General features: G+C 55.9%; 19 protein-coding genes. 12 read left to right on the plus strand and 7 right to left on the minus strand.

Annotated elements, in window-relative coordinates; translation table 11 throughout:
* The first annotated feature begins 84 nt into the window (after window positions 1-84).
* The 4 genes from VF639_RS15500 (at window position 85) to VF639_RS15515 (ending at window position 5261) form a co-directional block, all read left to right on the plus strand.
* Window positions 85-1095: a sugar nucleotidyltransferase gene (locus VF639_RS15500; protein WP_331146833.1), complete on the plus strand. Its 1011-nt coding sequence runs from the start codon at window positions 85-87 to the stop codon at window positions 1093-1095.
* A gap of 204 nt (window positions 1096-1299) precedes the next feature.
* Window positions 1300-3129, plus strand: coding sequence for a tetratricopeptide repeat protein (locus tag VF639_RS15505; protein WP_331146834.1), 1830 nt, complete (start codon window positions 1300-1302; stop codon window positions 3127-3129).
* A complete protein-coding gene (gene lolB1 / locus VF639_RS15510) occupies window positions 3122-3883 on the plus strand; it encodes a lipoprotein insertase outer membrane protein LolB1 (RefSeq protein WP_331146835.1) in 762 nt (253 codons plus the stop codon). Before VF639_RS15505 ends, lolB1 begins: the two co-directional genes overlap by 8 nt.
* On the plus strand, window positions 3867-5261 hold the full coding sequence (locus VF639_RS15515) for a murein hydrolase activator EnvC family protein (RefSeq protein ID WP_331146836.1): 1395 nt from the start codon (window positions 3867-3869) through the stop codon (window positions 5259-5261). The genes lolB1 and VF639_RS15515 overlap by 17 nt, the downstream gene beginning before the upstream one ends.
* Before the next feature lie 403 nt (window positions 5262-5664).
* Here the strand turns inward: VF639_RS15515 and VF639_RS15520 are convergent, their stop codons facing one another.
* Window positions 5665-6627: a GAF domain-containing DNA-binding protein gene (locus VF639_RS15520; protein WP_331146837.1), complete on the minus strand. Its 963-nt coding sequence runs from the start codon at window positions 6625-6627 to the stop codon at window positions 5665-5667.
* 341 nt (window positions 6628-6968) lie between these two features.
* Here VF639_RS15520 and VF639_RS15525 point away from each other — a divergent pair, with 341 nt between their 5' ends.
* The 6 genes from VF639_RS15525 (at window position 6969) to VF639_RS15550 (ending at window position 13257) form a co-directional block, all read left to right on the plus strand.
* Window positions 6969-7196, plus strand: coding sequence for a twin-arginine translocase TatA/TatE family subunit (locus VF639_RS15525; RefSeq protein ID WP_331146838.1), 228 nt, complete (start codon window positions 6969-6971; stop codon window positions 7194-7196).
* A 13-nt stretch (window positions 7197-7209) separates the two neighbouring features.
* Window positions 7210-7620, plus strand: a complete 411-nt coding sequence (locus VF639_RS15530) for a Sec-independent protein translocase subunit TatA/TatB (protein WP_331146839.1) — start codon at window positions 7210-7212, stop codon at window positions 7618-7620.
* Between the two features lie 14 nt (window positions 7621-7634).
* Window positions 7635-9077 (plus strand): Asp-tRNA(Asn)/Glu-tRNA(Gln) amidotransferase subunit GatA, encoded by a 1443-nt coding sequence (gatA, locus tag VF639_RS15535; RefSeq protein ID WP_331146840.1) that lies wholly within the window; start codon window positions 7635-7637, stop codon window positions 9075-9077.
* A 71-nt stretch (window positions 9078-9148) separates the two neighbouring features.
* A complete protein-coding gene (locus VF639_RS15540; protein WP_331146841.1) occupies window positions 9149-11149 on the plus strand; it encodes a LysM peptidoglycan-binding domain-containing protein in 2001 nt (666 codons plus the stop codon).
* A gap of 234 nt (window positions 11150-11383) precedes the next feature.
* Window positions 11384-12397, plus strand: a complete 1014-nt coding sequence (locus VF639_RS15545; protein WP_331146842.1) for a fatty acid desaturase — start codon at window positions 11384-11386, stop codon at window positions 12395-12397.
* A gap of 152 nt (window positions 12398-12549) precedes the next feature.
* Complete coding sequence (locus VF639_RS15550; protein WP_331146843.1) at window positions 12550-13257, plus strand: DsbA family oxidoreductase; 708 nt, start codon at window positions 12550-12552, stop codon at window positions 13255-13257.
* 77 nt (window positions 13258-13334) lie between these two features.
* Here the strand turns inward: VF639_RS15550 and VF639_RS15555 are convergent, their stop codons facing one another.
* The gene (locus VF639_RS15555) at window positions 13335-13781 is read right to left on the minus strand and encodes an META domain-containing protein (RefSeq protein ID WP_331146844.1); all 447 of its coding nucleotides are present in this window, start codon (window positions 13779-13781) and stop codon (window positions 13335-13337) included.
* A 218-nt stretch (window positions 13782-13999) separates the two neighbouring features.
* On the opposite strand from VF639_RS15555, the gene VF639_RS15560 reads away from it, so the two are divergent.
* The gene (locus tag VF639_RS15560; protein WP_331146845.1) at window positions 14000-14497 is read left to right on the plus strand and encodes a YciE/YciF ferroxidase family protein; all 498 of its coding nucleotides are present in this window, start codon (window positions 14000-14002) and stop codon (window positions 14495-14497) included.
* 22 nt (window positions 14498-14519) lie between these two features.
* Here the strand turns inward: VF639_RS15560 and VF639_RS15565 are convergent, their stop codons facing one another.
* From VF639_RS15565 to VF639_RS15575, 3 genes are all read right to left on the minus strand, one after another.
* The gene (locus VF639_RS15565; RefSeq protein WP_331146846.1) at window positions 14520-15794 is read right to left on the minus strand and encodes a gliding motility protein GldB-related protein; all 1275 of its coding nucleotides are present in this window, start codon (window positions 15792-15794) and stop codon (window positions 14520-14522) included.
* A 117-nt stretch (window positions 15795-15911) separates the two neighbouring features.
* Window positions 15912-17030 carry a Gfo/Idh/MocA family protein gene (locus VF639_RS15570; protein WP_331146847.1) on the minus strand — a complete coding sequence of 373 codons (1119 nt, stop codon included), beginning with the start codon at window positions 17028-17030 and terminating at the stop codon, window positions 15912-15914.
* Window positions 17031-17184: 154 nt separating this feature from the next.
* Window positions 17185-18189 carry an aldo/keto reductase gene (locus VF639_RS15575; RefSeq protein WP_331146848.1) on the minus strand — a complete coding sequence of 335 codons (1005 nt, stop codon included), beginning with the start codon at window positions 18187-18189 and terminating at the stop codon, window positions 17185-17187.
* Between the two features lie 266 nt (window positions 18190-18455).
* Here VF639_RS15575 and VF639_RS15580 point away from each other — a divergent pair, with 266 nt between their 5' ends.
* On the plus strand, window positions 18456-20921 hold the full coding sequence (locus tag VF639_RS15580) for a TonB-dependent receptor plug domain-containing protein (RefSeq protein WP_331146849.1): 2466 nt from the start codon (window positions 18456-18458) through the stop codon (window positions 20919-20921).
* Window positions 20922-21200: 279 nt separating this feature from the next.
* Here the strand turns inward: VF639_RS15580 and VF639_RS15585 are convergent, their stop codons facing one another.
* Together VF639_RS15585 and VF639_RS15590 are read right to left on the minus strand one after the other, a co-directional pair.
* Window positions 21201-21824, minus strand: a complete 624-nt coding sequence (locus VF639_RS15585) for an HAD family hydrolase (protein ID WP_331146850.1) — start codon at window positions 21822-21824, stop codon at window positions 21201-21203.
* A gap of 92 nt (window positions 21825-21916) precedes the next feature.
* On the minus strand, window positions 21917-22627 hold the full coding sequence (locus VF639_RS15590; protein ID WP_331146851.1) for a hypothetical protein: 711 nt from the start codon (window positions 22625-22627) through the stop codon (window positions 21917-21919).
* Window positions 22628-22842 lie beyond the last annotated feature (215 nt).

Consider the following 22842-nt stretch of genomic DNA (forward strand, 5'->3'; position numbering starts at 1 on the left):
CGCATTGATTTTTGCCTTTGTTGCTTTAACACAGAAGACTCCCACTCACAAATCAACCTTCCAACCTTTCTAATTATTCAACAGATGAGAATCATCGTCCCGATGGCCGGCATGGGTAAGCGCATGCGTCCCCACACACTTACTGTTCCCAAGCCTCTTATTCCGGTGGCAGGCAAACCGATTGTGCAGCGTCTGGTTGAAGATATTGCCAAAGTATGCGGAGAGCCGGTGCAGGAAGTTGCTTTCATCATTGGCCGCTTCGGGGCGGAAGTAGAGAAAAGCCTGGTCAAAATTGCCGAATCGGTAGGCGCGCAGGGCACTATCCATTATCAGGATGAGCCCCTCGGTACGGCGCATGCCATTCTGTGCGCCCAGTCGGCCCTGACTGGCCCCGTGGTGGTGGCGTTTGCTGATACGCTGTTTAAGGCCGACTTCACCCTGGATTCCAGTGTGCCCGGCACTATTTGGGTGCAGAAGGTGGAAGACCCCAAGCCGTTTGGCGTGGTGAAACTCAACGAGCAAGGCCAGATTACGGACTTTGTGGAGAAGCCCACCGAATTCGTTTCCGACCTCGCCATCATCGGCATCTACTACTTCCAAGACGGCGAGTACTTGCGCCAGGAGCTCCAGTATTTGCTCGACAACGACATCAAGGACAAAGGCGAGTTCCAACTTACCAATGCCCTCGAAAACATGAAAAACAAAGGCACGACCTTCGTGCCCGGCCGCGTAACCGAATGGCTGGACTGTGGCAACAAAGACGCCACCGTGTACACCAACCAGCGCTACCTCGAGTATTTGCAGGAGCGCGGCGAGCCGCTGGTAGCCGAATCGGCGAAAGTCACGAACTCCGTGCTGATTCCGCCGGTTTATATAGGCGAGGGCGTTGTTATTACCGATTCGGTGGTAGGACCGCACGTATCCTTAGGCAACCAAAGCAACGTTCAAAGCTCAGTGGTGTCCAATTCTATTGTGCAGCAGTCGGCAACCATATTGCACGCCAACGTAACCAATTCTATGATTGGCAACTTCGCCACCGTGACTAGTACTCCCCAGGACCTCAGCCTGGGCGACTACAACACGCTACGGGTGTGAGGGTTGATTGATGAATTGTTGATGGCTGATTGTTAAATAATTAATGGTTGGTTGTGCAACGAACTATTAGAACAATCAACTATTTAACAATTCAGCCGTTAACCTAATCGTTACGCAGAGGTGCGGGGCTGGCTCCATTGTTTTGGGTATCTTCACCTCGTTCTGTTTTCCTTGACCGGCGGCTAGTCCCGCACTCCTGCTTTCATGCGTAGCGTTTTTCTTTCCATATCACTGGCTCTGAGCTTGTTGCTTACCGCCGAGCCAGGCCAGGCTCAGCAGCAACCGGCGGCGCCTGCGTCCGCCGATAAAGTGCGCGAGTCCAAGCCGGGCAAACCCGGTAAGCTCAGCCGCAAAGAGCGGAAAGAGTTGGCCCGCCGGGCCGAGTTAGAAGCGGTCAGCCAACAGCGCCAGCTTTCCGATCGTGACCGGGGCATGAGTGAGGCGTTCTTTGTGGATGGTGTGAAATACGTGCTCCTCGAAGACTACAACAAAGCCTTGGAGCGCCTCTTGAAGGCCTACTCTCTTAACCCGACCAACGCGGCCATCAGCTACAAAATAGCGGAAACCAACCTCCTCAGCGGCAACCTCAAGGATGCCACTAACTTTGCGCAGGCGGCCGTCAAGCTCGACCCCAAGAACGCCTACTACTACTTGTTGCTGGCCCAAATCTACGCCTCGCAGAAGCAGTACGACCAAGCCACTAAAGTATACGCGCAGCTAATCCAGGACGTACCCGATTCCGGCTACTACCTCTTCAACCTGGCTGACCTGTATTTGGCGCAAGGCAAGCTACCCGAGGCGTTGTCCACGCTGGAGCGGGCCGAGAAGCAGTTTGGCGCCTTGGATGAGGTATCGTTCAAGAAGCAACAAATCTACCTTAAGCAAAATAATCTGGATAAGGCCTTACAAGAAGGCGAAACCCTGATTAAAGCCAACCCCGACGAAATCCGCTACGTGCTGGCGCAGGCCGAAATGTACGCCGCCAACAACCGCCTCCCCGATGCTATCAGGGTAGCAGAGCAGGCGCTACGCACCGACCCGGAGAACCCACAGGCCCACATGATTATGGCCGATGTGTACCGCCAGCAGGGCAACGCCACAGAATCGGCAAAGCAAATCAAGCTGGCTTTCGAAAGTCCTGGCCTCGACATCGACGATAAGGTGCGGGTACTGGTTGACTTTATCAAGCAGCTACCTAACCCCAAGCTAGAGCAAACGGCCCTGGACCTGGCCGCCATTACGGTGCGCGTGCACCCCAAAGATGCCAAAGCCTATTCCGTCGCCGGTGACATTCAGACGCTGGCGAATCGTAAGAAGGACGCTCGCGACAATTACTTGAAAGCCATCAAGCTCGACAACACCCGCTACCAGATTTGGCAGCAAGTGGTGCTGATTGATGCCGAGCTCAACCAAACCGACTCGCTGCTTACCCACTCCGAGCGGGCCCTCGAGCTATTTCCCAACCAAGCGCCGCTGTGGTTTTACAACGGTGTGGGTTACATGCTGAAAAAACAGCCTACCAAGGGCGTAAAGTCGCTGGAATACGGCCGCAAGCTGGCTACCGACAACCCCGAGCTGCTGGCTCAATTTGACACGCAACTTGGCGACGCGTACCACGAGCTGAAAGATTACAAGAAATCGGACGCGGCTTATGATGCGGCGCTAACTTTCGATGCCAATAATGCGCAGGCGCTCAATAACTACAGCTACTTCCTCTCCGTCAGGGGCGAGAAGCTGGACCGGGCCAAGGAAATGGCGGGTAAGCTGGTGAAGCAATTTCCCGACAATGATACCTACCTCGACACCTACGCCTGGGTCCTTTACAAGCAAAAAGACTACGCAGGAGCCCGCCAGAGCCTAGAGAAAGCCTTGCAAACCAGCAAGGACGGCACTGTAATTGAGCACTACGGCGACGTGCTCTTTCAGCTCGGCGAAAAGGAAAAAGCGCAGGTTGAGTGGCTGCGCGCAAAAAAAGCTGGCGGAACCTCAGAGCTGATTGACCGCAAGATCAAAGACAAGAAACTGTATGAGTAGACGCATTGCCCTAGGCTTGCTACTGGCCGCTACCGCCCTTGGTAGCTGCACCCGCAAAATATTTCCGACTGGCACAAAGACCTCTCCGGCCCGGCCGGTGCCCGAGGCCATTCGGGCTAAAAACGTGGATTTCCGTTTTCTGTCGGCGAAAGGCAAGGCGCAGTTCGAGCAGCAAAGCGGCAACCTCAACATCCGCATTCGCAAAGACAGCGTCATTTGGATTTCGGCTTCCCTGATTGGCTTTGAGGGATTCCGAGCCTACATCACGCAAGACTCGGTACAGGTGCTCGACAAGTTGCACCGCCAGTACTACGCCGGCGACTACGCTTACTTAAGCAAGCGTCTCAACGTGCCCGTTAACTTCGAGATGCTGCAAGCTTTGCTGCTCGGCAACTATCTGGCACCAATCAGCGAGCAGACCGCACCAAAAGTAAGCACGGAAGGTACCACCCAGAAAGTAAATTACGTACAGGCTGGCCTGCTCGTAGAGCAACTCATCGAGCTTGGCCAAGGCCGCGTGCAACAACTGGCCGTGCGCGACACCACCACGAAGAATACCGTAATCGTGGATTACTCGGATTTTCAGGTGCTCGAACGTAACCCGAGTCCGTTTGCGCACACGGCCACCGTGAAGCTCCAACAAGGACAAACGGCCCCGTCCACGCTCGTTATTACGTATCGCACGGTTGATGTGGATAAGGAACGGTTACAGTTTCCCTTTTCCATTCCGAAAGGCTATGCCCGCAAAAAGTAAGCATTGGCTGCTGGTGGCCTTGGTGGCTGCTTGGCTCGGGCTTCCTACGCCTAGCGGCGATGCGCAAGCCCAGCAACGCCAGCGTACCTCCAGTAGCCGACGTCGCAGCGCCCCCCCGAAGTCGAAAGCGCAGCTAGAGCGGGAGCGGCGTGCTACCTTGCGCCGCATCCGCGAAACCAGTCGCATTCTGGAGCAGACGCAGCGCCAGAAAGAAGCGTCGTTGGGTCAGCTGAATGCTCTCAAGGAAAAACTGACGGTGCAGCAAGGTGTTATTCGCAACATCTCGTCGGAACTGCGCTACATTGAAACCGATGTGCAGCAGACGGAGCAGCAGGTACAGCAAACCCGCCAGGGCCTGGAGCAGCTGAAAGCCGAGTACGGCCGCCTCATCTACTCGGCGTCGAAAACGGCTAATAGCTACAACCGCATCATGTTTCTGTTTGCGGCCGAGTCGTTCAACCAGTTTATGCTGCGCTTGCGCTACATCCGGCAATACGCAGAGGTGCGCAAAGCGCAGGCCGCTCAAATTACGGGTACTCAGCAACGCCTCAGTCAGCAGCTTACCGGTCTACAAACCAAAAAGCAAGAGAAAGGCAGTTTGCTTACTACGCAGGTAGCTGAGAAAAACAACCTGTTGACCATGAAAACTCAACAGGACCAAGTGGTAACCAAGCTGAGCCAGCAGGAACAAGGCCTTCGCCAAGAACTAGCTGAACGACAACAAGCCATCAGCCGCCTCGACAACCTGATTGCCGAGCGAGTACGCGAAGAAATTGCCCGTGCGGCCCGCGTAGCCGCTGCCAAAGCCGCTGCGCGCACCGCCGCCCGCGAACGAGCCGAACGCGCCGCCGCCGCAGGCCGCTCCGCCGATGCTCCTTCCCGCACCTATTCCGAGGCGGCTCCCGAAGCCGCCGCTCCCGCTCGCACTGACCGGGTTACTCTAACGCCCGAAACGGCCGAACTATCTTCCTCTTTTGCCGATAACCGTGGCCGGTTGTTGTGGCCGGTATCCAAAGGCTTTATTTCTCAACGTTTCGGCCGGCATAATCACCCCGTCCTGAAGAACGTAGTAGTGGAAAACCGCGGCATAGACATTCAAACCAGCGCGGGCGAACCGGTACGGGCCATTTTCGATGGCAAAGTGCTTACTGTAGCCAACGTGCCCGGTATGAACAACATCGTGATGATTCAGCATGGTGAGTACTTCACGGTATATGCCAAGCTACGGGGAGTGAGCGTAAGCGAGGGGCAAACGGTGAAAATGCGCCAACCAATTGGCACGGTGTATACTGACCCTGACGGCACCTCCGAGGTGCAGTTCCAAGTGTGGCGCAACAGTGCTAATCTAAACCCTGAAAATTGGATTGGCCGCCACTAAATCAGTGCTTTCCGCTGACTAACCATATTTCGCCGATTTTATCTTTTTCCAAGCTTCAATTTATTTGCTCGCACTGTACGAAATTGAGCTTGTTACATTTCGCAAGCAAACGCCTGCTAATAAAAGTCAACGAAACAAGGCTAATCAGCGGAAATTAGTGGTCAAAAAAAAACACCGCACAGAGTGCGGTGTCTTTCTGAGCTATGAAAACAAACTTAGCTACCAGTATCTCCGGGCTACACTGGAATCATAAATGATGGCCGTGCAGCGGGGCTACTCCGATAACATGACGAAAGATAGAGACCCGGCTATTCAAAATTGTGAGAAATTCGCTGAAGGCCCTCTTTTAACCGGCGAATGGCGCGTTTTATCCGACTTTATACTCAACCACAAGAAACTGGCCTTAAATAAGATTTAACCGATTCAAAAGAGCGGCTTTGTAGGAGTTGCCAATCGGGACAGAGGTAGGATTTGCTTGTCGATCGGAACCACGTCCGTTGTCAACCAGCATGATGTCGCCCTCAATGGATGTGATACGGTCGAGGCAGACAATGTATTTGCGGTGCACCCGGGCAAATTCGCGGACAGGGAGTTTCGCTTCTAGCTCCTTCATAGTACTGTAAACTGTGAATCGCTCGCGAGAAGTATAAATATTTACATAGTCGCCTAACGCCTCAACGTAGCGAATATCATTGGTATGCACCCGCACCAACTTGTGATCTTGCTTGACGAAGATTTCGTTGCGGCTGCCCACAAACATGGTTTCAGCAGCGTTGTTGGCCATACGTAGCAGGCCTTCAAGTTTTTGCTGTTCTTGCTCGAGCTGCAAACGCGCGCGGCGTAGCTCTAAATGCGCAACCACCTCGCGGGCCAAGATGCGTAGTGCCTCGCGTTGCTGATCGGTAAGGGAATGAGGTTGTGTATCGAGGGCGCAAATCGTTCCTAAGGGCAATCCTTCCGGCGAAACCAAGGCCGCTCCAGCGTAAAACCGAATATTGGGATTGTTAATCACTAATGGGTTTTGCTGAAACAACGGATCCAGCGTGGTGTCGCTTACTTCGAACACGTCATCCGAGAGCATAGCATACTGGCAGAAGGCAGCATCACGGTGCGTTTCTGAAAATTGCTCCAGACCAAGATTGGCTTTGAACCATTGCCGCTCGGCATCAATTAAAGATACCAGCGAGATGGACGTACCACAGATATAGGCAGCTAGCCGCACCAGATCGTCGAAGGCTCTCTCTGGAGGCGTATCTAGGATGTGATAGTTGCGTAGTATTTCGAGCCGTTCATTTTCATCGGGCTGGTGCAACGACGACACCGATGGGCGGGTAATTTTGGCGGCTGGGTTCATTTTTGATGGCATTCGCGGAAAAGTCGGTTCTTGACCTTTACTGTTATGACAAGGAGCATGGATAGACAAATAGTTCTAAGCCCGTGGCTTGTAAATAGAACATGAAACCGATCAACCTGCAATTTCTCTCCTTGGATATACAAAATTACCCGATGAACTCTATCTTTCTTAAGATGAGTTGAGCTTCATGTACGCATCACAATGATGACTTAGATTGGGGTTCTGATAACACAACGATACAATCCGTTGCTATCCCCATTTTAAAATTATGGGGTATCTTTACCAATCCTGCTTAGCATCCGTATGCGTATCTCAGGCTTTCCACTCCAAACCGGCTCCTACAGCCTTTTTCTATGCAATTTTCCTCGCTTTTTCTGATCGGCAACTTCGGCACCACCGAAATTCTGCTGATCCTGTTTGCTATTATTTTGCTGTTTGGTGCCAAGCGTATTCCAGAACTGTTTCGTGGAATGGGACAAGGTATCCGTGAGTTTAAGGATGCATCCAAAGAAGAAAAGCCTGAGTACCGCGACCAAACTACAAACCGTAACCCAAACGAGCCTAATCAGCCACGTTTCTAACTAGTAGACCACTATGCACACGCCACTTTTGTTTCTTGGCGACCTGGGTGGGGGAGAAATCATGCTCATCATGGTTGTCATCCTCATTTTCTTTGGTGCCAACAAGATACCAGAATTAGCCCGGGGATTGGGTAAAGGCATTCGGGAATTCAAAGATGCCTCACGCGAAATCCGTAGCGAGTTTGAAAACCACGTAGAATCGCAGCCGCAGCAGCCGTACCAGCAACAGTTCAACCCGAACTACATTGCGCCTTCGGCCCCGGCGCCAGCGCCCGAGCATTTGCCTGATGATGCCTACACGCAATCCGAGCCTACGCATAGCTCGCCCGGCACCACGTACACGCCACCCGTAGCCCACGTTACTCTCTCCGACTCCACCACCCCGACGCCGGCCGAACGGCCTCGTCTAGACCAAATGTCCTAACTGATTTCTAGAATTTGAGACGCTTTCATTCTCTCACGGAAGTTCGTAACGAGCTGACGGCAGGCAACACGACCTGCCGTCAGCTCGTGGAGTATTACCTAGACAACATCGAGCGGCGGAACGGCCGCTTGAATGCTTTTCTGGAAGTATGGCCCGAGGAAGCTCGCGTCCAGGCCGAGGCCGTAGACGCCAAATTAGCGGCTGGCACGGCCGGCAAGCTGGCGGGAATGGTTGTCGGGCTGAAAGATGTGCTGGCTTACAAAGACCATTCTTTGCAGAGCAGCAGCCACATCCTCGACGGCTTCAAGTCGCTGTTCACGGCTACGGCGGTGCAGCGGCTGCTCGATGAGGACGCTATTTTTATTGGCCGCCAGAACTGCGACGAGTTTGCCATGGGCGCTTCCAATGAGTCGTCGTACTTCGGGCCGGTGCGCAACGCCGCCGACGAGGAACGGGTCTCGGGTGGTTCTTCGGGTGGCTCGGCGGTGGCGGTACAGGCCGATATGTGTTTGGCCTCGATAGGCTCGGACACGGGCGGCTCGGTGCGCCAGCCTGCGGCTTTCTGCGGAGTTATTGGCTTCAAACCTACGTATTCGCGCATTTCGCGCTATGGCTTAGTGGCGTATGCTTCCTCGTTCGATCAAATTGGTACCCTGACTCGCTCGGTGGACGATGCGGCGCTGCTGCTGGAGGTAATGGCAGGCGCCGACAATTTCGACAGCACGGCCAGCCAGCGCGAGGTGCCGGCGTACAGCCAGCTCTTGGAGCCGGCTCCGCAGTATCGGATCGGTTACATCCGCGACGCAGTGGAACGCCCCGGTTTGAATTCGGAAATCAAAGAAGCTCTGGAGACCAGCCTCGAAAGCCTGCGTAACCAGGGCCACGTGGTCGACGCGGTGGACTTCCCCTACCTCGACTACATGGTGCCGACCTACTACATTCTGACCACGGCCGAAGCCAGCTCCAACCTCAGCCGCTTCGACGGCGTGAAGTACGGCTACCGCGCCCCGGATGCTACCGACCTGGAGTCGCTCTACAAAAAAACCCGCTCGCAGGGCTTCGGCTCGGAGGTGCAGCGGCGGATTCTGCTCGGTACTTTCGTGCTGTCGGCTGATTATTATGATGCCTATTATACTAAGGCACAGCAGGTACGACGTTTGATCAAGGAAAAAACCGACGAATTGCTGCGGCAGTACGACTTCCTAATTTTGCCTACTGCTCCCACTACGGCCTTCCGCATCGGCGAGAACACGCAGGATGCCCTGGCTATGTATCTGGCGGATATATTTACCGTACAGGCTTCCCTGGCCGGGGTACCCGCGGTGTCGGTGCCGGCTGGGCAAGATTCAGCTGGTTTGCCGATTGGCTTGCAGGTGATGAGCGGCGCGTTCCGTGAAGAGCACTTGCTGGCGTTCAGTAAATCGTTGACGGAGACTCTGATTCCTGCCATGCCTTAACCCCTGGTGTATTGATGAAAACGTTGTTGCGGCCGGTTCGCGTTGCCTCTACCTTCCTTTTGCTGACTGCTATGGCTCGCGCTGCCGCGGGCCAGACGCTCCCCCAACGGACGCCAGAAGTACCCCGCACCAGCAGCCCCGACGACACCACGCAGGTTATCGAGTTGCCGCTGCTACTCCCTGATTCGCTCGTAGCGGCTCCCCTGGTTGATTCGGTGCGGCTGCGGTGGCTACAGACTCCACCCGAGCTACACGACCTAGTAGGTGACCGGGTGGGTTGCATTGAAACCGACGCGCCCCACGCGTTCAACCCGGCGGTTATGTCGTTTGTGACTCTGTTTACAGAGCGCAACCGCAAATACATGCAGCGGGTGTTGGAGCGCGAAAAGGTATACTTTCCGCTCTTCGAAAAGTATCTGGCCAAGTACGAGCTGCCCGTCGACCTGAAGTATCTGGCGGTGGTCGAGTCGGCCTTGATTCCGACGGCCAAGTCGCACGTGGGCGCCACGGGTTTGTGGCAATTTATGGGCCCGACAGCCGGCGACTTACGGCTACGCCGCGACGAGTGGGTAGACGAGCGGATGAACCCCGAGAAGTCGACGGAGGCAGCATGCAAGCATCTACGCTACCTGTACGGCGTTTTTCACGATTGGGAACTGGTGCTGGCCGCATACAACTGGGGCGCCGGCAGCATGCAGCGCGTGATGCGGCGCACCGGCAAAAAGAACTTTTGGGACTTATACCCATACTTGCCCAAGGAGACGCGCAACTACGTGCCTACATTTACGGCCATCATGTACTCGATGAAGTACGCGCAGGCTCACCAACTGCACTCGCCCGAGCTAAAATACCGGTACGCCGAGGTGATGGATACGGTACAGCTTAACGGCAGATCGGTGGACTTGCTGCGCCTTAGCCGGGCCTGCGGCTTAGAGGATTCGTCGGCTTTGCTGCACTACAACCCGGAGCTACGGCGCTCCTGGTTGCCGGCCGGTTACCGCTCCTACGCGGTGCAAGTACCCGCCACAGCCAAGCCGCAGCTTGCCGTAGTGGACCGCGCTACACTTTTCGATTATTGCCTGCCCCGCCCCGAGCTGCCACAGCCACTAGCCCCAATGATGGCGCGCCTGAACGGCGTAGAGCCCTTCCCGACGCGCTCGATGCTGGCCAGCGGCGCACCCCGCGAAGAAGAAGTGGAGCCTACTCCCCGCTATCGGCGGGTGCGGCACACCGTGCGCCGGGGCGAAACCGTGGCTGCCGTGGCGGGCCGCTACGACGTAGAGCCTGCTCAGCTGGCCCGCTGGAACGGCTTACGCAAAGGCCGCCCTTTGGCGCCAGGCAAGCAGCTGATTGTGTTTGTGCCTATGGCTACCCCGGCCACCCGGCCCGCGCCAGCCGCCGGAACTCTTGCTGCTACCAGCAAGCTTGCCGTACCCACCCGCCTGACTTCGCCGGTGGCTAAACCCGCAGCAGCCAGCCAGGTGAATCGCGTGGCTGCTGGACCTGCCGTAGCTGCAGAAGTCACCCCGGAAGTGGCAGCCGTGAGCCCCAAAGAAATACGGCCTAGTACCAGAGCTGCCCGGAACGCCGCGGCAACTTCGGTTGCGCCAGCCATACAAGCCGTTGAAGCCGTAGAAACGACCGTAGCCGACGATAGCTTACCAACGGAGTACGTGGTCCGCAAAGGCGACTACCTCAGCCGTATAGCCGAGATTCGCGGCGTGAGCGTGAAGCAGGTGATGGAGTGGAACAAGCTGACTTCTATCACGGTAGCACCGGGCCAGAAACTAGTGTTCGCGCCGCCGGTGGAAGTGGAAAACCCTACCGCACAAGCAGATACGGCCGCGCCAGCCCCTGCCCCACAGAAGCCAGCCCGCCCAATGAAGGCGGTGGCCGCGCAGAAGCCGGCTCTTGCTGAGCCTATCCGGAAAGTGCACCTTGTGCAAGCCGGCGACACGCTCTACAATATTTCGCGCCGCTACCAGGGCGTGACGGTGGAGCAGCTGAAACAACTCAATAACCTAACAACCGACGAGGTGAAACCAGGTCAAAAATTAATAGTAGCCCGGTAAGCTACCCGCACAGTTTAGTGCCCGAAGATGACGGAGGTATGGGTGGGCGCTTTGTGTGCCAGTCATACCTCCGTTTCGTAAATAAGGACCTCACACGCCGGTTGTGAGAGAAACTTTTCCTCGACAATACGCTTTACAACAGCACCTAGCTGCTACAGTCTAGCCCGAGTTTTGAAGATTCTTCGGGCAACAGGTTGTATCATTGGGGTACTTATAGCTTTTACCACCAGCCTAATGCCTGCTACCACTAAGTCTTTTGTTTTGGTTGATACGCCAGAGCCGCACCGCGTGCGTACCCGTCAGATTGTGAAGGCGCACCCGGAGGTGAAGGAGCTGATGACGCGCACCCCGGCCACAGCCCTGATTGGAGTGGCCTGCGTAACGGCACAGGTGGTCCTGGCTGTGCTTCTTCGCAATCAGCCTTGGTACGTAGTGGCTCTGGCAGCCTATCTGGTAGGCGCTTTCTTTTCGCATACCTTGTTTGTGGTCATTCACGAAGCGGCGCACAACCTGGTGTTCCGCAAGGTGTGGCAGAACGTGGCGGTGGGCATTGTGGCCAATTTTGCTTCGGTTATCCCGACGGCTATTTCCTTCAAGAACTTCCATATCAAGCACCACGTGTTTCAGGGGGTGCACGAGTTGGATGCTGATTTGCCGGACTGGTACGAGGCCAAGCTGATCAAGAACTACTCTATCGGCAAAGCTATCTGGCTGTTCTTTTTCCCGCTATTCCAGGTTATCCGCACTATTCGCTGCCGCGAGGTGGCGGTATTCGACCGGTACGTGGTGGCCAACATTGCGGCGCAGCTGGCTTTCGATGCAGCCATTGTGTACTTCTTCGGTTGGGCGGCGCTCGGCTACCTGTTTCTAAGCTTCTGGTTCTCGGTGGGCTTACACCCGCTCGGGGCCCGCTGGATTCAGGAGCACTACCTGACTCTTGATGAGGGCCAGGAAACGTACAGCTACTATGGCCGGCTGAACGGGGTAAACCTCAACGTAGGCTACCACAACGAGCACCACGACATGCCGTCGGTTCCGTGGAACCACTTGCCCCGCTTGAAGGCCCTGGCGCCCGAGTTTTACGAGCCGCTGCTCCATCACCGCTCCTACACCAAGCTGTTCTTTCAGTTCTTGTTCGACCAAGAAATCAGCCTCTTCTCGCGCATCACCCGCCGCAGCCGCGGCCGCGCCACGCTTCAAGACAACTCCATTCCCGACAAGCAGCTCATCGACGGCGTTTCCGCCTAAACCTTACGCCCTCAGCCTCACCGCTGAGGGCTTTTTTGTGCTTCAAGCTTTAGCATTTTAACAGCACCCTGCAAAGTAACTACGCATTACATTCCAGGAAACCTTTCGCCTGGTTTCCGGCTTATAAACCCCAAGTTCTGACTCTTTATCCCATGAAAAAGATACAAGTAGATATCTGGTCTGATATCCTTTGCCCTTTTTGCTACATCGGCAAGCGGCGGCTGGAAAAGGCCTTGGCAACATTTGAGCACGCCGGTGAGGTAGAAGTGAAATGGCGCAGCTTCGAGCTAGACCCGCAGGCCAACCCAACGCCCGGCGTCAACCAATATGCCCGCTTGGCCAGCAAGTACGGTAAGTCGGAGGGATGGGCCCGGCAGACAAGCGCCAACATGGCGGCAACGGCGGCGGCAGAGGGCTTGGCATTTGACTTCGACCGGGTAGTGCCGGCCAACTCGTTGCGGGCCCACCGCTTGGTGCACCTCGCCGCGCAGCATGGCCAGCAGGATGCCGCCAAGGAGCGGCTATTCAAAGCGTATCTGGAAGAAGGCCTCGACATCAATGATGTGCCCACGCTTACGCGCCTGGGTGCGGAACTGAACTTACCAGCCAACGAGGTAAAGCAGTTGCTAGACTCCAATACTTTCGAGCAGGAAGTGCGCCGCGACGAATACGAGGCGCATCAGCTTGGGGTGCGGGGCGTGCCCTACTTTGTTTTCGACGACAAGTACGCTGTATCAGGGGCGCAGCCAACCGAATTGTTCAAGGAAGTGCTGGAGAAGGTTTGGGAAGAAGCTCGCCCGCAACCGGTAGCCATTGGGGGCTTGGAAGGTGCCGCCTGTGACATGGACGGCAACTGCTAACTGCGCTTGGCGAGTTCAAAGTAAAAGGCCGCCTCTTCCGAGGCGGCCTTTTTGTTTAGCACGCCACTGAAGCTACTTTACTTCGTGCTATCCTCGAAAATAAGCAGTGGGCGCAAGGAATTAGTGGCATCATAGAGGCGCAGTTCCTTGTCACTGATTTCGAAGCGCACAGTGCGCGGCAAGGCGTTCAGGTACTTGTCTTCCAGGTTTGTAGCGGCACAGGCAGCCCTGGCTGATGCTTGCTGGCTAATGGAAAGCTGCCCCGCCGTGCTGCCCTGCGAAAAGGTGCCACTAAATGAATTGCAGGGGCCAAGACCAGCGGTAGTATTCCGGTTGGAAAACTCAATGTAAGAACGGTAGGAGCTGGAAGAGCTGGAAACGCCTATAGGCGTTTCTTCTACTTGCACCAGCAGCCAGCGGGTAGCAAGCAATGAGGTTTTGGGAGCAGTTTCTTTTTCTTTTTTGCAGCCTTCCAAGGAAACCAGGCCAGCAACACAAAGTGAAAGCACAGATAAGCGATACATAATCAGAAGTAGGAAAAGATGGAGAAGTAATCAGCAGGGGGAGTCCATCGATTCAGCAAAGGTTGCAGCCCTGAAAAGCCGGGGCCGCTAGCTTCTCCCCGGGTTAGGCAAGCTTGACCGTAACGCGGAATACAGGTTCAAAACGCAAGCCCGACGATAACAAGGCACTTTTGTGGCCGTAGTACCAACTGATCTTTCACCCTTATTTTCAGATTACTATGGCTCAGCTTCAAAGTTTGCAAGACCTTTTTGTGCATGGCATGCAGGCACTGTATAGTGCCGAAAACCTATTGGTTGCGAGCATGCCTCGCATGGTGACAAACACTCAAAACGAAGAATTAAAAAGTGCCTTCACGGTTCACCTCGAAGAAACCAAGCAGCAGATTCAGCGCTTGGAGCAAGCCGCTCAGATGCTCGGCGTTGATCCGAACGGGGAGGAAAATGTGGCGCTACACGGCCTGATTGCCGAAGGCGAGAAGCTGATGCAGAAAGATGCCTCGCCCGAAGTACTGGACGCTGCTTTAATTGCTGCAGCCCAAAAAATCGAGCACTACGAAATAGCCGGTTACGGTACGGCGGTTTATTTGGCCAATGAGCTAGGCCACAACGAGGTTGCGGATCTTCTGCAGCAAACCCTCGAAGAAGAAAAAAAGACCGACCAGCTACTCAACCAGATTGCCAAAAACAAAGTGAACCGCCAGGCCGAACAGGCATAGGGTAACATTCTCAGAATCAGTGCTAGCGCTGCGCCACTATTTTATCGTATCCACTCTGGGCCAGGAAAGCTTTAGGGTCTTGGATGGCTAGAATAGAGGCCAGCGCTTGCTTTTTGTCGGGGGCATTTTGGTAGTAGGCCTGCACAATGCGGTAGCCGACGTAGTAGCCCAGGTCGCAGGGCTTTTCGGAGGTTTCCTGGCCGCCGTTGGCTATCCAGTTACGGGAGTTGGTGCCGAGCATTTCCTGCTTGAAGGCCGCCCACAGTTCCTTCTCGTGAGCGTTGCCGTAGGGGTGCAGGCGGGCATTGGTAACCCGGCCCGTAACTAGTTCGGCCACGAAGTCGGCCATGCCTTCGTTGAGGGCATAGCTGAGTAGCGTACCATCCTGCGGACCTTGGTTGCTGTGTACTAGCTCGTGCACCATCAAGGAGGGCATCTCGGTTACGGGCGCACAGCGGTTGCGCTGCAACAGATTCAGCTCGGAAGTATTTACGCCGGGCCCGTTGGCCGTTTGGTCGGCTCCGATCAGCAGGCCCGCCTCCGACACGGTACCGCCCGATACCCAACCGCCTATCACGAAGTAGATGTTCTGGAAGTGCAGGGCCGGATACAGTTCCTGAAACCGCCGGAAAGCCGCCACAATTTTTGGCTTCTGATCGGCCAGGGCCCACGTGGTTGGTTGAATGGATTGGTAGTACAAAGGCCGGCTCTTGATTGAGTTGGCAAACTCGACGTCACTCCTAATTTTAGCCGCGTAATAATCCTGCAACCCCTCAGAGGCTTTGTCGAAGTACTCGCGCCGGAAAATGGCTTGCGCGTGGGTGGTGTCCTGCTGAGCAGCCGCATAGGCGGTCCAGAAATGGTCGATGTCGGTGGTGACCAGCTTCACGTCTTCGGGCCGCCGGATCAGCTGCTTTTCCTCTAGCTTGCGGGCTCGCGCCAGCAATTTAGGCCACTGCTTGTGGGAGTGAATCAGGTTGAGGTCGGAGTCGATGGCGATGTGGCTGGTTTCAACGTAGCCGGCATCGATAGCCTTGCCGAGGTAGCTCAGGGCATTAGGAGCATCGTTGAGCAACCCGTAGTAACAGGCAATATTGTACAAGCTCGCAGCCTTGTAGCGAGGTTTGGCAGTTGGCTCCTGCACCACCCGCTGGTAGGCTTTGATAGCCTCGGGATATTTTTTCTGCTTGCTGAGCTGCTGTGCCTGCATTAGCAGTGAATCGGCGCGGGTCAGCACCTGGGCGGAAGCTGGGCGCGTCGCGGCCCATAGCAGCAAGAGCAACAAAAAAGCTTTCATAGAAGTCGTCTTAGGAGACGGAAAAATAGCACGTTAAGGCGCATAAAGTACCCCTCAGACTATAGCTTAATAAAGTGCCAGAGGGCAAAAGGGCGAGGATTCACTTCTTGAGAGCCCTCACGCCAACGAAACTTTTCGGCCCGTGTAAGCCGCTTGATAGATGGCCTCTAACACCCGCATATCTTTACGGCCCTCCTCGCCGGATATATGGGAGGGCAGGGTTTTTTTTGCCAAGATGTGGGCGGCAATGTCATCTAGCTGCGCCGCCTGCTGATTGACCACTGGAAAGTTAAACGCGGCCTGACTGGTGCGGCCTTTGAAAGGCCCGTAGCTTAGCGCGGGTTCCAGCTCGAAATAGCCTTCATCTGCGGAGGCAAAGAATCGGTCGATGTTGCTGTTAGACGTGCTGGAGGAGGTGCAGATGGCCCCACTCGGGAAGTATAGCTGCCACGTGATATTTTCTTCTACCTCTTTGAACAGATTGGGCATGGTAACCGGCCCAATTTGAGCCGTAACCGCTATGGGCTCCTCTCCTAGCACGTAACGGCCACTTTGTACGCAGTAAACTCCTAGGTTCATGAGGGGGCCACCACCGGCCAGCGCTTTTTTCAAGTGCCAATCATCCGGACTTATGCCTTCCAATCGATAGCCTAAGGAAGATTCAATCAAGCGCACCTGCCCAAAGACCTTATTCTGGCCGAGCCGCTTCAGCTCGATGTGGTGAGGATCGTAGTGCAACCGGTAACCAACCGCCAATTGGACCCCTGCCTTCTGGCAGGCGGCAATCATTTCCTGACAGTCTTTCTCGGTGAAGGCCATCGGTTTTTCAACGATGACATGCTTGCCCGCTTTGGCGGCTCGGATGGTGTACTCCTTGTGCAACCCGTTGGGCAGGGTAATGTACACCAAGTCAATAGCCGGATTATTACTGATTTGGTCGAAGGTCTGGTAGGTGTAGCTGTTTTTGTCTGGTATACCATACGCCCGCTTCCACTCCGCCGCTTTAGTGGGGGTGCCAGTCACGATACCCGCCAGGCGGCAATGTTGCGACGCCGCTAATCCTCCTTTGAGCACATTGGCATAGCGGCCTAATCCGCAGAGCGCAATGTTTAGTTTTTGCTTGTCTTGGAGGGGTGCTGGTTCCAGCGTCATCGAGGTAAGGGCAGGCAACGCAACCGCTGCCCCCAATCCCCGTCCCATGTGCTCAATGAACGTGCGTCTTGAGTAAGTGGTCATGCTATAAGGGCTTCAAGTACGCTGAAAGTGGCTAGAAGGGGAGAAGACTATTCTGTCCCTCCATAGATACTTACCACCCTTGAACCGTTGCCTGAACACAAAAAAGCACTGTCTGAGTAGACAGTGCTTTTTCGATTGAATAGTACCGTGAAATCTAGGCGGGCTGTTGTTGCTGCTGCATTTGCTCCAGGCGCTCGGTGATGAAGTCTACCTCGTGCTGCACCAGCTCGAAGTCGGTGGTGCGGGCGTTCTGGATGGCTTGGTCGGCGTTGCGGGCACCTACCAGGGCCACCGAAACACCGGGCTGCGCCAGCGTCCAGCGGAGTACCAACTGGCCGAGGGTGGCATTTTTGCTTTCGGCCAGGGGCCGGATCTTCTCCAGGAACTCGTTGACTTGGGTAACGCTCTCCGGCTTGAAGAGGCGGTTGGTGGAGCGCAGGTCGCTGGCATCGAAGTGCTGGCCGGGCTTCATCTTGCCCGTCAGCAACCCGAGCTGCATGGGGCTGTAAGCCAGAATAGCCATGTTGTGCTTCTGGCAGTAAGGAATGACGTCTTTCTCGATGTCGCGGCGCAACATGCTGTAGGGCACTTGGTTGGAAACCACTTCCACCGTTTTTGCGGCTTCCTCCATTTGGGCTACCGAATAGTTGCTAACCCCAATGGCGCGGATTTTCCCTTGCTCCAACAGGCGGGCTGCCGCTTCCATCGTCTCGTCGATGGGAGTCGTGATGTCGGGCCAGTGCTGCTGGTAAAGGTCGATGTAGTCGGTGCCGAGACGGCGCAGGCTGTCTTCGCACTCCTTGATGATGCTGTCGCGGCCGGCGTATTTGTACACGTCCAGGTCCTGGCCTTCGTTGTTCTTGGTTTTCATGGCGAAATCGCCTTTCGCCAAATCCCACCGCATGCCGAACTTGGTTAGGATCTGCACCTTATCGCGCGGCAAGCTCTTGATGGCTTCGCCCACGATTTCCTCGCTTAGTCCCTGCCCGTAGATGGGGGCCGTGTCGATGCTGGTGACGCCCAAGTTATAGGAGGCGTGAATGGCGCCCACGGCGTCGTTCTGCTCGGTGCCGCCCCACATCCAGCCGCCAGCGGCCCAACTACCGAAGGTGATGCACGAAACCTCAATACCTGTATTTCCTAACGTTATGTGTTCCATGAGAAGAAAAGCTGACATAAAACTGCCGGCTTCATTGTCGGCAGTTTATTTGGGTTAGATACCTTGTTGGGCCGGCCAAGGTTACGGCTCAGCTAGCTTGTTCTGGCAAGGACTGCGTTACAGCACTTCATCAACGCTCAGAATTACGCTATACTTACCACAATTTAATGCAACCCTCATGTTACTGCTGCTAAATCAAGGTAGCGCCCTGTAGCGCGGAAGCTACAGGGCGCATTGCTTTAATCTTGTTATGTCTACTTGTTACTATGAAACGCTACTTCCTGCCTCTCCTGGCACTCGTTGGCTTTGGTTTGTTATCATTGGCTTTTCAAGGGCCACCTGATGCTTTTATTGAGCTGGTAATGAAGCAGCTGACTCGGTTTTACGCCAGCACGTACCCCGAGAAAAGCTACCTCCAATTCGACAAAGACACCTACGCCGCCGGCGAAACGGTTTGGTTCAAGGCCTACGTGGTACAAGCTTCCACTCACCGGCCCGATACCCTGAGCCGGGTGCTCTACGTCGACTTGTTGGGGCCCAACCAGAAAGTAGTACAGCAACGAGTGCTGACCCTGAAAAACGGCACTTCGCCCGGTGACTTTCAACTAGTTGATACGCTGAAGCAGGGCACCTACACGGTGCGCGCCTACACTAGCTGGATGCGCAATGCCGGATCTGGCTACTTCTTCACGCGCCCACTCACGGTTTGGGCGAATACCGTAGCCACTGCCAGCAAGCCCGGCCGCCGCCCCGCTACCGGCACACCCGCCGCCACGCCGCCGGCCTCCAAGTGGCTGGATGTACAGTTCTTTCCGGAGGGCGGCCAGTTCGTGGCCGGGTTATCGAGCACAGTGGGATTTAAAGCCACCGACTCGTACGGTATGGGAGTGGAGGTGCAGGGCGTGGTACAAGACGAAGCTGGGCAGACTGTAGCGGAGTTTCGCAGTCAGCACCTCGGTATGGGGCGATTTCAGCTCAAGCCCGAAGCCGGCAAGCGCTACGTGGCGATAGTGCGGCAACCCGACGGGCAACGGATTCGGCACGACTTACCTGCAGCGCAACCCACCGGCTTTACTATGCGGATACTCCAGCTGTCGGGTAGCTACCAGGTAGCTATTCAGTGCAAGCTGCCGCCTACTGCCCCGGCCGAGCGCATAACGGTGGTTGGGCAGGTACGAGGGCAGGTGGTATATGCCGGGCAAGGCGAAATCAGCGAGGGCAACACTTTCTCGACCAGCATCCCCAAAGACCGTTTTCCGGCTGGAGTGGTCCATTTCACCCTCTTCGACAGCAAGCAAGTGGCCCGGTGCGAGCGGCTGGCCTTTACCAACGCCGACCCGGACTTGCGCATTAGTCTGCAACCCGACAAACCCGCTTATGGGCCCCGCGAAAAAGTAACGGTGCGCGTAGCCGTAACCGACGCGGCCGGGCAGCCAGCACCCGGACAGTTTTCCCTCGCCGTCAACAGCACCACGCTGGCTCCCCTCGACTCCGGCGCCACCGATATTCGCACCCATTTGCTGCTGACTTCCGACTTGCACGGCACCGTGGAGTTGCCGGGCTACTATTTTCGCAACCAGAAACCCGATACCCGGCAGGCCCTCGACAACCTGCTGCTCACGCAGGGCTGGCGGCGCTTTGTATGGAAGCCGCTGCTGGCCAATAAGTTCGGCGCGTTTCCGTACCCGCTAGAGCAAACCCTGAGCTTGACCGGCCAGGTACTAGGTAACAAGCAAGCTCCCGCGGGCGGCATAAAAGTATCGCTGTTCCGTTTTGGCGCGGCGCAAGACATTACGCAGGCAACTACCGATTCGGCAGGGCGCTTCCTGTTCATGGGTTTCACCGGGCGCGACACGGCGCGGCTACTGGTGCAGGTATCGCCGCAGAAAGGCTTGCGCAACCCGGTTATCAAGCTGGATAGGCGGCTAGTGGAACCCAGCAAAACACCCACCCCTCCCCTCCCCGATGCCGCCCCGGCGCGGGAGCCGTACCTGGCCAGCAGCAAACGGCAGCAAGTGGTGGAGCGGCAGTATAGTCCGAATGCTAAAACCATCATGCTCGGCAACGTGACGGTGAAAGGCAAGAAGCCTGTTGTGCCCGACACCCGCCGCATCTACGGGCAGGCTGATGTAGTGGTGAAAACCAAGGACATCCCGGCGGCCAGCAGCTACACCAACGTGCTGCAGTTGTTGCAGGGCCGGGTGGCGGGGGTTCAGGTCACGGGCAGCAACCCACTGAACATGAGTGTTCAGATTCGGGGATACGGCGAGCCGCTGTTTGTTCTGGATGGCATTCCGGTGGATGCCACGGTGATAAACACCATTGCCGTCAACGACGTGGAAAGCGTGGAGGTACTCAAAGGTCCGTCGGCGGCTATTTACGGCTCGCGGGGCGGGGGCGGCGTTATTGCCATCTTCACCAAGCGCGGCAACCCCGACTACGACTTTACCAACGAACCGGCGCGGGGCCTGCAACCCTACGTGATGCCCCTCTTCCACCAAGTGCGCGAGTTCTACGCCCCCGTTTACGACAACGGCAAGAACGCCTCGGTGCCCGACTTCCGCAGCGCCACCCTCTATTGGGCCCCCACCGTCCGCACCGACGCCACCGGCCAGGCCACCCTTTCGTTCTTCACCTCGGAAGAAGTTGGCCCCTTCCGCCTTACGCTCGAAGGCATTTCCAACACCGGCGCCCCCGGCCATGGCACCGGTAGCTTCCAGGTAAGCAAGTAAGGCAGGGGCACCGCTGAGGAGCTGCTTTTGCCGGTGTAGAGACGCGACACTTCGCGTCTCATTCATTGAACGACCTATTCTGGAGCAGTTTCACAGTACCAGAGGCTGTAGCGCGAAGTTCAGGCTTCCGTGCCTTATTGAACGACTTACTTATGGCACGGCCGTCAGCAGCAACACGCTAAGCGCCGGCTTCGCGCTACCGCCCACCTAAACAACGTCAGCAACGACGAGACGCGAAGTGTCGCGTCTCTACAGCCCTTTGGGTGGCTAAAGGCTAACTCAATCGAGTAGCTCGAAGGCCTGCAATTCAGTGCGCAGCTGCTCCGGCGACTGAAAATGAATAGTGTGCAGCCCCACCTCTTTTGCGGCCAAGATATTGCGCTCGTTATCGTCAATGAACACGGCGTGTTGGGGCTCGATGTTGTAGCGCGAAAGCAACAGGTGGTAGAAATCGGGGAAGGGCTTGCGTGTCTTTTCAGTACCCGATACCACGATGCCTTCAAACCAGTGCAGAAACTCGAACTGCTCCAGTGCTATTGGGAACGTCTCGGCCGACCAGTTGGTGAGGGCGTAGAGGCGGTAGCGGCTACTATCGCGTAGCTCAGTCAAGATGTCTACCGTGCCTGGAATGGCGCCACCGAGCATCTCCGACCAGCGGCCGTAGAAGTGCTCGATCATCTGGCGGTGCTCCGGGTGCTTGGCGACTAAGTAGGTCGTGGCCTCGGCCAGGCTACGGCCGGCATCCTGCTCCTCGTTCCAGTCGGACGTAACGATGGTTTCGAGGAAGGTATTCATTTCCTGCTCGTCGGTGAAGAGCTTGCGGTATAGGTAACGCGGATTCCAGTCGATGAGCACGCCACCAAGGTCGAAAACGACGGTGGTAATTTGGGTAGGAGCAGCCATACAGGCGGAATTGAGTTGTTGAATGCTGATTGATGATTATTGGTGTTACCTCACAGTTCCTAATGAAACAATCAGCAACCAACAATCAAAAGCTACTTCCGGCAGTACGGAAAATCCGACAAGGCGGCACGAACTAAGTCTTGAGCTAGGCGGGCGGGATTGAGGGCCACGTTGCCGGCGCGCTCGAAATCGAGGCGCCAGGCGAGTTGGTTGGCGCGGCAGTCGTAGAGCATGAGGCTGGTGGTGGCTTGGCTAATGGGAACTATTGACTGTTGATTGTCTACCAGCGGCTCGTTGACCATCAGGCGCGCTGCTAGGCCCACAATGCCGGGCATGGCTTGGTAAAGCATCGTTTGCCCTGATAGGACGGCGTCCACGCCTAAGGCCTGCTGCACTTCTTTCAGGGTATGGTCGGGGAAGTTTTCGTAGGTGATACCCGCTTGCTGCAAGAGGCGGTTGGTTTCGCGCACCTCTTGGAATTGCACGGTGTAGCCACGGCTCGGCTTTTGCGCTTCCAGTTGCGCGTAAAGCAGTTCCTGCAGCTGGTAGGCAATCTGGCGGCTTTTCTGCTGTTGCCGGGCGGCCCACTCCTGCTTTATGCGCTGTTGAGTGGCCAGGGTCGTGTCGGTGCCCGCGTAGTTGATGTCGTCTAGGAGGAGGCGGTCCTGCTCTACTTCAAAGGGCAAAATGGCCACCGTGCGGTGCGTAGCCAGGGCCGTGCCATTGAGAGTTTGGATAGTGGAGCGCCCGGGGGCGCAGGAAGCCAGCAGGCTCACACATAAGATCAGTAAGAAGCGTTGCATCGGGTTAAAGAGCATAGCGCGTTTCGATTAGTTGTATGAAGCTTAGATAAGCAATAAAAATAGGCGTTGACTGCTGTGCTTTCAACTATCGAAGTTCCTACTCTTTATGGCCTGACTGCCTTGGTTTTTTCGGCCTAGCCCACGGTTCATAAACAACCGCACAGCCAGCGTCAGCATCTATCCAGTACAACGCCAAGCTCAACCTAACTACTTGG

The organism is Hymenobacter sp. (assembly GCF_036387835.1).
Classification (GTDB): Bacteria; Bacteroidota; Bacteroidia; order Cytophagales; family Hymenobacteraceae; genus Hymenobacter.

Bases quoted from the DNA above. Each gene is read 5' to 3' on its own strand.
- VF639_RS15500 (WP_331146833.1), top strand. From the start codon at position 85: ATGAGAATCATCGTCCCGATGGCCGGCATGGGTAAGCGCATGCGTCCC.
- VF639_RS15505 (WP_331146834.1), top strand. From the start codon at position 1,300: ATGCGTAGCGTTTTTCTTTCCATATCACTGGCTCTGAGCTTGTTGCTT.
- lolB1 (WP_331146835.1), top strand. From the start codon at position 3,122: ATGAGTAGACGCATTGCCCTAGGCTTGCTACTGGCCGCTACCGCCCTT.
- VF639_RS15515 (WP_331146836.1), top strand. From the start codon at position 3,867: ATGCCCGCAAAAAGTAAGCATTGGCTGCTGGTGGCCTTGGTGGCTGCT.
- VF639_RS15520 (WP_331146837.1), bottom strand. From the start codon at position 6,627: ATGCCATCAAAAATGAACCCAGCCGCCAAAATTACCCGCCCATCGGTG.
- VF639_RS15525 (WP_331146838.1), top strand. From the start codon at position 6,969: ATGCAATTTTCCTCGCTTTTTCTGATCGGCAACTTCGGCACCACCGAA.
- VF639_RS15530 (WP_331146839.1), top strand. From the start codon at position 7,210: ATGCACACGCCACTTTTGTTTCTTGGCGACCTGGGTGGGGGAGAAATC.
- VF639_RS15540 (WP_331146841.1), top strand. From the start codon at position 9,149: ATGGCTCGCGCTGCCGCGGGCCAGACGCTCCCCCAACGGACGCCAGAA.
- VF639_RS15545 (WP_331146842.1), top strand. From the start codon at position 11,384: ATGCCTGCTACCACTAAGTCTTTTGTTTTGGTTGATACGCCAGAGCCG.
- VF639_RS15550 (WP_331146843.1), top strand. From the start codon at position 12,550: ATGAAAAAGATACAAGTAGATATCTGGTCTGATATCCTTTGCCCTTTT.
- VF639_RS15555 (WP_331146844.1), bottom strand. From the start codon at position 13,781: ATGTATCGCTTATCTGTGCTTTCACTTTGTGTTGCTGGCCTGGTTTCC.
- VF639_RS15560 (WP_331146845.1), top strand. From the start codon at position 14,000: ATGGCTCAGCTTCAAAGTTTGCAAGACCTTTTTGTGCATGGCATGCAG.
- VF639_RS15565 (WP_331146846.1), bottom strand. From the start codon at position 15,794: ATGAAAGCTTTTTTGTTGCTCTTGCTGCTATGGGCCGCGACGCGCCCA.
- VF639_RS15570 (WP_331146847.1), bottom strand. From the start codon at position 17,030: ATGACCACTTACTCAAGACGCACGTTCATTGAGCACATGGGACGGGGA.
- VF639_RS15575 (WP_331146848.1), bottom strand. From the start codon at position 18,189: ATGGAACACATAACGTTAGGAAATACAGGTATTGAGGTTTCGTGCATC.
- VF639_RS15580 (WP_331146849.1), top strand. From the start codon at position 18,456: ATGAAACGCTACTTCCTGCCTCTCCTGGCACTCGTTGGCTTTGGTTTG.
- VF639_RS15585 (WP_331146850.1), bottom strand. From the start codon at position 21,824: ATGGCTGCTCCTACCCAAATTACCACCGTCGTTTTCGACCTTGGTGGC.
- VF639_RS15590 (WP_331146851.1), bottom strand. From the start codon at position 22,627: ATGCAACGCTTCTTACTGATCTTATGTGTGAGCCTGCTGGCTTCCTGC.